Origin of the sequence: Xenorhabdus sp. PR6a (genome assembly GCF_028599065.1) — a bacterium.
GTDB classification, from domain to species: Bacteria; Pseudomonadota; Gammaproteobacteria; order Enterobacterales; family Enterobacteriaceae; genus Xenorhabdus; species Xenorhabdus doucetiae.
This window is the reverse complement of the sequence record NZ_JAQRFJ010000082.1, coordinates 1-10,963: the sequence shown is the minus strand read 5'-3', so window position 1 is coordinate 10,963 and position 10,963 is coordinate 1. Positions and strand designations below refer to the sequence as shown.

Below are 10,963 nucleotides of genomic sequence, written 5' to 3'. Positions count from 1 at the left end.
TGTTGTTCACTCTTCAAGACTTTTAATATTTTCCGCCTTTCGGCGTTGGATAGTGTCTTGCGAGTGCCCACACAGATTGTCTGATTAATTTGTTAAAGAGCGTTGGCAACCGGGTGTTTGTTCCGGGTTGCGAGGCTGCGTATCTTACGCTTTCCTCTTATTGTGTCAAGCCTTATTTTTCAGGGCTTTTCACTTTGTCATCCCGACAGGTTTGTGTGTTTGTCGTGACAACGGAAGCGCATTATAGGGAGTTTTGTGATACTGGCAACCGTTATTTTAAAAAAAAGACTCAATCGCTTATTTATCACCCGAAACACCCTAATTTGATGCTTTCCTAATCGACAAAAACAAAAAAGAGATGCAAAAAACACCTCTTTTTATATTCACGTGGCTCTGGTTTCTTATGCGTTTTTATATTTAAAAACTTCCCAGGCAATCAATATCATTGTTTTGCAACAATACGATTGTCTTCCAGCGCCAAAGTGACTAATTTACCTGGGATCAACTGACCAGAAAGAATTTGCTGCGCCAGCGGGTTTTCAATCTCTTGCTGGATAGCCCGTTTCAATGGACGAGCACCATATACAGGATCAAAACCAGTTTCACTGAGTTTTTCCAATGCGGGAGAGGTTATCTCCACCTGATAACCACGTTCTTCCAGACGCTGATATAAACGCTGCAATTGAATATTCGTAATAGATTTCAGATGCTCTTTTCCTAATGGATGGAACACAACAACCTCATCTATACGGTTGATAAACTCAGGTCTGAAATGATGACCAACCACCTCCATAACCATATTTTTCATCCCCGTATAATCCAGTGTACCAAAACGTTCTTGGATCATATCGGAGCCTAAGTTAGAGGTCATAATCACAACCGTGTTACGAAAATCAACGGTTCTGCCCTGACCATCAGTCAAACGGCCATCATCCAATACCTGTAGCAAGATATTGAAAACATCTGGGTGAGCTTTCTCAACTTCATCCAACAAAATGACAGAATAAGGACGACGGCGCACCGCTTCTGTCAGATACCCACCTTCTTCGTATCCAACATATCCCGGAGGAGCTCCCACCAGCCTTGAAACTGCGTGTTTTTCCATAAATTCCGACATATCAATGCGCACCATAGCCTCATCACTGTCGAACAAGAAATTAGCCAGCGCTTTACACAATTCTGTTTTACCTACCCCAGTCGGCCCCAAGAACATGAAAGAACCAATTGGACGATTGGGATCAGATAACCCCGCTCTGCTACGACGAATTGCATTCGATACGGCATCAACGGCTTCATTCTGCCCTATCACGCGTTTATGTAACTCTTGCTCCATGCGCAGTAACTTATCTTTTTCGCTTTCCAACATTCTGGAGACAGGAATGCCTGTCCAACGCGCAAGTATTTCAGCAATTTCAGCATCTGTGACTTTGTTACGCAGCAACTTCATATGACGATTTTCTGCTGTTGTTGCTGCTGACAGACGTTTTTCCAATTCTGGAATTTTTCCGTACTGAATTTCAGACATTTTAGCTAAGTCACCGCTACGGCGAGCTCTTTCTAATTCAATACGGGTATTTTCTAATTCAGCTTTAATGTTCTGAGTACCGCTAAGTTCAGCTTTTTCTGCTTTCCACTCTTCTTCCAGTTCAGAATATTCACGCTCTTTTTCTGCCAATTCTTCGTTCAGCATCTCTAAACGTTTTTTACTGGCATCATCAGACTCTTTTTTCAGTGCCTGTTGTTCAAGCTTTAATTGAATAACGCGGCGCTCAAGGCGATCCAATGCTTCTGGTTTAGAGTCCATCTGCATACGCAGGCTTGCCCCGGCTTCATCAATCAGGTCAATTGCCTTGTCAGGCAGCATACGATCGGAAATATAGCGATGAGATAATGTTGCAGCCGCCACGATTGCCGGATCGGTAATTTGGACGTGATGGTGCAATTCATATCGCTCTTTCAGACCGCGTAAAATAGCAATTGTGTCTTCAACAGTCGGTTCCGCCACATAAACTTTCTGGAAACGACGCTCCAAAGCCGCATCTTTTTCTATATACTGACGATATTCATCAAGTGTTGTTGCCCCAACGCAATGTAATTCTCCACGCGCCAGAGCGGGTTTCAGCATATTACCGGCATCCATTGCACCTTCGGCTTTACCTGCCCCTACCATGGTATGCAATTCATCAATAAACAAAATGATAGAGCCTTCCTGTTTGGCAAGGTCGTTTAAAACACCTTTCAAACGCTCTTCAAATTCACCACGATATTTAGCACCCGCTAATAATGCTCCCATATCGAGAGACAGAACACGTTTGTTTTTCAGTCCTTCTGGCACTTCACCATTAACAATACGTTGTGCCAAACCTTCAACGATAGCGGTCTTCCCAACCCCAGGCTCACCAATGAGAACTGGATTATTTTTGGTTCTGCGTTGCAATACCTGAATCGTTCGACGAATTTCTTCATCGCGCCCAATCACAGGGTCCAATTTGCCTTGTTCAGCTCGTTCAGTCAGATCAATGGTATATTTCTTTAAGGCTTGACGCTGATCTTCTGCGCCTTGATCATTCACTTTTTCATCACCACGCATTTGTTCTATGGCCTTAGTGATTTTATCTTTAGTTGCCCCCGCAGCTTTCAGCATGTCACTTAATGTTCCACGCTCTTCTATCGCTGCCAAAACAAAGAGTTCAGAAGAGATAAAATTATCACCCGTTTTTTGCGCAAGTTTGTCACACAGGTTTAAATGACGTCCCAGTTCGTTGGATACCTGCACATCTCCACCATTGCCTTCTACTTTCGGCAATCGGTTCAGAGCCTGATTCAGTTGATGATTGAAATTTCCCGTATCCACCCCTGCCGAGGTCAATAAAGGACGTATTGAACCGCCTTCTTGATTAATTAATGCACTCATCAAGTGAAGAGGTTCGATGAATTGATTATCACGCCCTAATGCGAGGGATTGGGCGTCAGCGAGAGCAAGCTGGAATTTATTGGTAAGACGATCCAGACGCATAACACCTCCAATACTGGTCAGAATTTGCTACTGGAGACTAGATAAGGTCATTCCTTAAATATTCAAGGTCTTCTGAAAAGTTAATTGGAAACTGACCGCCATACGCCAAAGATCGTCCTGTGAAGTAGGTTATCGCAACCAGATTAACGTTGCCATTCGCCCTGTATTGCCATCACGACGATAGGAGAAAAAGTTTTTTTCCTCCGTGACAGTACATGCGGTTCCACCAAAAATCTCTGTTATTCCTATTGACTGCAACTTTAATTTAGCCAGTAAGTAAATATTTGCCAGAAACTTATCACCATAAGGTACGAAAGCTTGTTCTAGATCAGAATTAGTTGTGATGAAAGCGTCCCTCACTTCGCTTCCCACCTCAAATTGCTCAGGGCCAATAGCAGGCCCCAACCATGCACGGATCATGTCAGGTTTTGCACTAAATCGGGACACAGTATTCTCCAATACCCCTGCACATAGTCCGCGCCATCCGGCATGGGCCGCGGCAACTTCATCACCAGAAATACTGCAAAAAAGCACCGGCAGGCAATCTGCTGTCATCACAGCACAAACCTGCCCTAGCTTATTCGTGTAAACAGCATCGGCCTGATTATTTACCAATGACTGACCATCAAGTGTAATAACACGCGTTCCATGTACTTGTTCTAACCATGTAGGTTGCTGTGGTAATTGGGCATATTCAACCAACAACGCTCTATTTCGTTCCACGTATTCTGAAACGTCCCCAACATGATTACCCAGGTTTAAGCTGTCATACGGAGGTTGGCTTACCCCACCCAAACGAGTGGTACTGCAAGCACCAACACTATCAGGCTGTGGCCAATCAGGAAAAATCAGTGGTGTCATTTACCTACCAATCCATCTCATCTTTGAAAGTTTCGGCATCCGCTTTCATCACTTCAATCAATTTAACCATGTCATCCGGTAATGGAGCATGCCATTCCATCTCAATTCCCGTAATCGGATGGTAAAGACGTAACATGGTTGCATGCAATGCCTGGCGATCAAAATTGCGCATCACTTCGCGAAATTCATCAGAGGCGCCTTTTAAGGGACGAGGCCGCCCACCATACAAAGGATCTCCCACCAATGGGTGTTTTATATGTGCCATGTGCACACGAATTTGGTGTGTTCTGCCCGTCTCCAAACGCAGACGCAGACGAGTATGCGCCCGGAAATGCTCCATAACGCGATAATGGGTAACCGCAGGTTTCCCCATAGGATGCACCGCCATATGTGTCCGTTTTGTCGGGTGACGGGAAATGGGCTCTTCTACCATTCCTCCTGCCGTCATACATCCCAACGCAACAGCCTCATATTCACGGGTTATTTCACGTAATTGCAACGATTCCACCAAACGGGTCTGTGCCGGAACGTTTTTTGCCACAACCATTAACCCTGTCGTATCTTTGTCAAGGCGATGAACAATACCTGCGCGGGGAACATCTGCGATTTCAGGATAACGATATAGCAAGGCGTTCAATACCGTGCCGTCAGGATTACCTGCTCCCGGATGAACGACCAAATCACGTGGTTTATTGATGACCAAAATATCGTCATCTTCATAGACAACATTCAGTTCGATATCCTGAGGCTCCCAACGGACATCCTCTTCAATGATAGCATCGATGAAAATTTCTTCACCGCCCAGGACTTTTTCTTTTGGCTTGCTAATTAATTTGCCATTCACTTGAACTTTATTATCCAAGATCCACTCTTTTATACGTGACCTTGAGTAATCAGGGAACAATTCAGCCAAAGCCTGATCTAAACGTTGACCAAGCTGAGATTCAGCGACTATTGCATTAAGTCGGATTTTTTGTGCCATATATAACTTCTATATTTTACGTTGAGTTTTGACGGCGAGGCCGTTTCATTTAAAATAATGTGCTATTGTAACCCCATATTTTGCCGGGAGCTTCACGGACAGTCTCCCAGAAAACACTCAGAGGATAATCAACACGTGATGATTCGCATGAAATATCTGGTGGCAGTGACCACATTGAGCCTGGTTCTATCTGGATGCTCCAGCAATAAGGATGCGGTCCCTGATATCCCGCCATCTCAAATTTATGCAATTGGGCAGGAAAAACTGCAAGAAGGTAACTATAAAATGGCTATCAAGCAATTGGAATCTCTTGATAACCGCTATCCTTTTGGACCGTACTCCCAGCAAGTCCAGCTTGATTTGATCTATGCCTATTACAAATCAGCGGAATACCCACTGGCTCTCGCATCCATTGACCGTTTCATGCGCCTGAATCCAACCCACCCTAATGTTGACTATGTACTATACATGCGTGGATTGATCTCGCAGGCTTTGGATGACAGCCCATTACAAGGCTTTTTTGGCATTGACCGATCAAATCGTGATCCTGAACATGCCCGTGCCGCATTCCGTGATTTCAGCCAACTGGTGCGTTACTATCCAAACAGTCAGTATTCGACCGATGTGACTAAACGATTAATATTTCTTAAAGAACGCTTATCTAAATATGAGCTTGCCGTGGTGCAATATTACACTAAACGCAGTGCTTACGTAGCGGTTGTTAATCGCGTAGAACAGATGTTACGGGACTATCCTGATACTAATGCCACTCAGGAGGCGCTTCCTTATATGGAATCAGCTTATAAGAAATTAGGGCTGACCGCTGAAGCCAATAAGGTAGCACAGTTGATTGCTGCTAACCCTGCATAAATCTAATCTCATCAGAGAATTGAACAAGTGATCAAAAACAGTAGCTAACCGGCTACTGTTTTTGATCACTTGTTCTCTATATCTTGCAATCTACAACACAGTAGGCAATGAGTTGTCAGGAATACTATTGCAGGGATGTAATTTTTGTCAGACTTGTCTTTTTGTTCTGTTTAGCCGAGAAATTGAACACATTAGTACATTTGAGTGACATTTGGCTATACCTGTATTATTTTCACTCTGAAAATAATTCATATTTTGGAACTATAACACAATTTATAATCCCATAACTGACCGATAATGACGCATAATACTCTTCTCCGCAACAAATATTCTTCATATCTTCCCTGGCTATCACAATTCTGTCACTCGCTTGCGAAATCGCTGAATAAAGGTGATCTAGATCATTCTTTTTACGCAAAATAGCGTTATGCTGGACACATTGAAGACGGAGCAACATTTAAAGAGGTAACGATATGTTAGTAAATATTACCAGCAAACAAATGGAAATTACCCCCGCAATTCGTAGCCATGTGGAAGACCGTCTAAATAAGTTGGGCAAATGGCAAGTCAATCTAATCAGTCCACATATCGTACTATCAAAAGAACCGCAAGGATTCTTGGTTGATGCCACAATTGGTACACCAAATGGCACATTAGTGGCGAGTGCTAAGCATGAAGATATGTACGCTGCGATCAATGAACTACTGACAAAATTAGAGCGCCAGCTCAATAAAGTACAGCACAAGGCAGAAGCTCGTCGTGCAGATAATAGTGTTAAAGAGTCCAATCTCAACTTAGAAGTATAAATATTGTTTATTCTTTCCTAACGCGCTCTACGAGCGCGTTTCACTATTACTTAACCATCCAGTCTTATTTTCTCTATTTCGGCTAAAAGAGCCTTTTGTTGACACTTCATGCTAAATAGGTTAATTAAAATAGAGTATTGAAACCATAAAGTAACGTGCTAACAGGCTAAATGATTATTAAACCGTCTTTCCTATTTTTCTTTTTTTTCACCTTCTCATAAGGAGGTTGGTTCGTTTCAAAGAAAATTTATGAAGACGAATAAAAACCTTCCATCAACCGGGAGGTTTTTTTGTTTTATTGATCATAAACATATCCACAATGCACAGACTATGCTCAGAATAAAAATGTCAGGAACATATTATGGAACGAGATTTAGTTAGTTTACGAGAAGAAATTAGTCATATTGATGCGAATTTGCTGGATCTGCTTGCTAAGCGCCGACAATTAGCCAGTAACATCGCCCAGACAAAACTGCTCGATCATCGCCCTATCCGAGATAAAAATCGTGAACGAGAATTATTGAACGTATTGATTGATAAAGGTAAAACTCGTGGATTAGATGGATTTTACATTACACGATTATTTCAGATGATCATTGAGGATTCTGTTCTGACTCAACAGGCCTTATTACAGCAACATCTCAATCAGACGCCTTACGATTCTGCCCGTATTACTTTTCTAGGGCCAAAAGGGTCATATTCTCATATTGCAGCGCGACAATTTGCTGCCCGCCACTTTAATCAGTTGGTTGAGTGCAGTTGTCATAAATTCTCAGATATTTTTTCATTGGTTGAGATTGGTCAGGCTGATTATGGCATCCTGCCACTGGAAAATACCAGCTCAGGGGCAATCAATGAGGTTTATGATTTATTGCAACATACCCCCTTATCCCTTGTTGGAGAGATGACTCTGCCAATCAATCACTGTTTATTGATTGCCGGACAAACGGATATCTCAAGGATAAAAACCGTCTATAGCCATTCCCAACCTTTTCAACAATGTAGCCAATATCTCAATAAATATCCTGACTGGAATATTATCTACTGTGAAAGCACGGCTGCTGCCATGCAAAAAGTGGCTGAACTCAACTCACCAGAAATAGCTGCATTAGGAAGTGAAGCTGGTGGCATGCTCTATGGATTGCATGTTTTAGAAAACAACCTGGCAAATCAGCAAGAGAACAGCACTCGCTTTATTGTTGTTTCCCGCAAACCGATTGAAGTCTCCGATCAGGTTCCGGCCAAAACTACTTTCATCATGTCAACCGGGCAGCAAGCTGGAGCGCTGGTTGATGTACTCATTATCTTAAAGAAACATGATATCCCCATGAGTAAATTGGAATCTCGCCCAATAAATGGCAAACCGTGGGAAGAAATGTTTTATATTGATGTGCAAGCCAATCTGCGCTCCATAAAAATGCAACAGGCATTAAAGGAACTCACGGAAATGACTTGCTTTCTGAAAGTGTTAGGATCTTACCCATCAGAAAATGTCATTCCTATCGATCCCGCCTAAAGTAAAAAACCAAAACCGGATGTTTCCATCCGGTTTTAACATTTCGTAATTACTTCAAAATATTACACTCGGTTGTCATTCGCCTGCTGCAAAAGCACTCGGCTTTCTTTCATAAATCTAGCGGCTTCATCACCAAACCAATCACTCACTTGGTTAAAGCTCTCGATAAAAGCTGATTTATCTTGATGTTCCAATATTTCCAGAGCCTGCCCGAAACTCTGGTAATACCGACGGATAAGTTCAATATTTTCAGGGCCAGACATAATAATATCAGCATATAGTTGAGGATCTTGTGCGAATAATCGTCCTACCATCGCCAACTCTAACCGGTATATCGGTGAAGATAATGCAAGCAATTGCTGCAAGTCGATACCTTCATTTGCAAGGTGCCGCCCGTAAGAGAAGGTAGTGAAATGACGCAACGCCTGAATGAAGCTCATATTTTTATCATGCTCTTCCGCGTTGATTTGATGCAGTCTCGCTCCCCATACCATTATCTGCTCCAAAAACCATTGATATGTTTCAGGAGAACGTCCATCGCAATAGACAACAACCTGTTTAGCAAAGCTGCCCACATCTGGCCCAAACATAGGGTGTAACCCTAAAACAGGCCCCGGATGGACTTCAAGCATTGCATTTAACGGCTTTTGTTTGATTGAAGCTAAATCAATTAAAATACATTGTTCCGGCAAAGGAGGTAATCGACGGATAATCTCCTCTGTCAAATGAATGGGAACACTGACGATCACCATTCCCGCTCCGGCTAATATCTGTTCGGCATTCTCCCAATCGCCAGCTTCAAGTACCTTGACTTCATAGCCCGACAGTGTCAACAATCGACCGAATAATCTCCCCATTTTGCCTGCCCCACCTACGATGACTACAGACCCCAAATGAGTACCGAGCTTTTTAAAGCCTTTGTTGTTTTCGCTGACATAAGACTCTCGCATAATTCGGCGCAAGATATCTTCAATTAAATCAGGCGGAACGCCTATATTTTCCGCCTCCTGACGGCGGGAAGCCAGCATTGCTGCCTCCCTGTCAGGTGCATAAATCGGTAAACCAAGCTGGCTTTTAACTTCACCAACTTGTGCCACTAAATGCATTCTTTTTGCCAGCAAAGATAATAAGGTCTTATCTACCTCATCAATTTCAGCCCTCAACGGTGACAATTCTGCTGTCATATTGATTACCCTGCTTTTTCCATCGTCATATTTCGGCTAGGCAAATGTGGAGCGATTTGCTGATGCAGTTTTCTCAATACTTGCTCCGTAGTCTGCCAGCTAATACAGGCGTCGGTTACCGAAACACCATATTTCATCTGAGCACGAGGCTGTTCGGAGGATTGATTTCCCTCATTGATATGGCTTTCCAACATAATACCAATGATAGATTGATTTCCGCACATAATTTGTTCAGCAATAGAATCCACAACAATACTCTGACGACGAAAATCTTTATTGGAATTACCGTGGCTACAATCAATCATCAGTGAGGGTGTCAGCCCTGCTTTCATCATTTGGCACTCGCAATCAGCGACATGTTCTGCACTATAATTCGGTACTGCGCCGCCACGCAATATCACATGTCCATTTGGATTGCCCTGAGTTTGTAGCAAACAAACTTGACCTGACTGATTTATCCCCATAAAGCGATGAGGCATTGCTGCTGCTTTCATGGCATTAATTGCAGTATTCAAATTACCATCAGTGCCATTTTTAAATCCAACTGGCACAGACAATCCTGATGCCATTTCGCGATGAGTTTGAGATTCAGTCGTTCTGGCGCCAATGGCTGACCAGCTAAATAAGTCTCCCAAATATTGGGGATTATTCGGATCAAGGGCTTCATTCGCCAATGGCAATCCCATTTCCACCAAGTTCAACAACAGGCGACGGGCAATATGCAACCCCGCATCCATATCAAATGAACCATCCATATACGGATCACTAATTAAACCTTTCCAACCCACTGTGGTACGGGGTTTTTCAAAATAGACACGCATAACAATATACAGACAATCACTCAATTCGGCAGAAAGTGCTTTCAAACGGCGGGCATAATCCAAGGCAGCATCCACATCATGAATTGAACATGGACCACATACCACTAATAAACGAGGATCACGATGCTGAATAATGTCAGCAATAGTATTACGCGCGTTTGTGATGGCATGTAGATCATTGCTACCCAATGGGTATTTCTGTTTCAACTCTTCGGGAGTGATAAGCACCTGTTCACCAAGGATATGAACGTTATTAAGAGCGTCTTTTTGCATGATCATTTCTACCTGCCTTGCTTGGTTTTGTCTGTTTAATGTTTTTTAAGTGTCTGATGGATAACATACCATGCGTCGTAAAGAATACAATCCAAAAATGTAAATTTTTTCCATTAATCGTAAACATTATTTTACACATAGGTATCATTGATACTATTAAATATGCCAATAAATCATAGAATATTAGTTTCAATATGGAATATATAAAAATTATTTAAAGTTAATGTTATGTAAATAATATTTATCAATCATACAAAAATGAAAATATTTCATTAAATGAATGAAAATCAATTATTACACAAAAAATATCTTTATAATCAAATAATAAAAACAAGATCTCAATCTCATTTTTATATAAATATTCTAATAATATTTATATGTACTTTTAGTGTTGTTGCAAAACTATAAAACAATCTTTATGAAGGATAGCTGTATTCAATAGATTTCAAATTACAGCTAACAGCTTGGATGATGATGAAGAAATAATTTATGCAGATACAAGAACCTGTATTACCCACTTTTATTTATTTTTTAATCAGTTAGTAAGTTTATCAGGATTAATTGGCATTATTAGTATTTGTACAGTGGGCTATGTTTTAGTCAGTACTTTTATGTCACTCACCTGTGTAATCCT

8 protein-coding genes are annotated in these 10,963 nt (G+C 41.9%); 3 read left to right on the top strand and 5 right to left on the bottom strand.

The window, feature by feature from the left end:
* Positions 1–442 precede the first annotated feature (442 nt).
* The 3 genes from clpB to rluD all read right to left on the bottom strand — a co-directional run bounded on the left by clpB (position 443) and on the right by rluD (position 4,859).
* Complete coding sequence (gene clpB / locus PSI15_RS16015; protein ID WP_273584396.1) at positions 443–3,016, bottom strand: ATP-dependent chaperone ClpB; 2,574 nt, start codon at positions 3,014–3,016, stop codon at positions 443–445.
* A gap of 129 nt (positions 3,017–3,145) precedes the next feature.
* Positions 3,146–3,877: a purine nucleoside phosphorylase YfiH gene (gene yfiH, locus PSI15_RS16010; RefSeq protein ID WP_273584395.1), complete on the bottom strand. Its 732-nt coding sequence runs from the start codon at positions 3,875–3,877 to the stop codon at positions 3,146–3,148.
* A gap of 4 nt (positions 3,878–3,881) precedes the next feature.
* Positions 3,882–4,859, bottom strand: coding sequence for a 23S rRNA pseudouridine(1911/1915/1917) synthase RluD (rluD, locus tag PSI15_RS16005; protein WP_045969469.1), 978 nt, complete (start codon positions 4,857–4,859; stop codon positions 3,882–3,884).
* A gap of 147 nt (positions 4,860–5,006) precedes the next feature.
* On the opposite strand from rluD, the gene bamD reads away from it, so the two are divergent.
* The 3 genes from bamD to pheA all read left to right on the top strand — a co-directional run bounded on the left by bamD (position 5,007) and on the right by pheA (position 8,051).
* A complete protein-coding gene (gene bamD, locus PSI15_RS16000; protein ID WP_273584397.1) occupies positions 5,007–5,729 on the top strand; it encodes an outer membrane protein assembly factor BamD in 723 nt (240 codons plus the stop codon).
* Positions 5,730–6,202: 473 nt separating this feature from the next.
* Positions 6,203–6,535 carry a ribosome-associated translation inhibitor RaiA gene (gene raiA / locus PSI15_RS15995; protein ID WP_045969464.1) on the top strand — a complete coding sequence of 111 codons (333 nt, stop codon included), beginning with the start codon at positions 6,203–6,205 and terminating at the stop codon, positions 6,533–6,535.
* A gap of 361 nt (positions 6,536–6,896) precedes the next feature.
* Positions 6,897–8,051 carry a bifunctional chorismate mutase/prephenate dehydratase gene (pheA, locus tag PSI15_RS15990; protein WP_273584394.1) on the top strand — a complete coding sequence of 385 codons (1,155 nt, stop codon included), beginning with the start codon at positions 6,897–6,899 and terminating at the stop codon, positions 8,049–8,051.
* Between the two features lie 62 nt (positions 8,052–8,113).
* On the opposite strand, the gene tyrA is transcribed toward pheA, so the two are convergent.
* Together tyrA and PSI15_RS15980 are read right to left on the bottom strand one after the other, a co-directional pair.
* A complete protein-coding gene (tyrA, locus tag PSI15_RS15985; RefSeq protein WP_273584393.1) occupies positions 8,114–9,235 on the bottom strand; it encodes a bifunctional chorismate mutase/prephenate dehydrogenase in 1,122 nt (373 codons plus the stop codon).
* A 5-nt stretch (positions 9,236–9,240) separates the two neighbouring features.
* On the bottom strand, positions 9,241–10,335 hold the full coding sequence (locus tag PSI15_RS15980) for a 3-deoxy-7-phosphoheptulonate synthase (protein ID WP_273584392.1): 1,095 nt from the start codon (positions 10,333–10,335) through the stop codon (positions 9,241–9,243).
* Between the last annotated feature and the right edge of the window lie 628 nt (positions 10,336–10,963).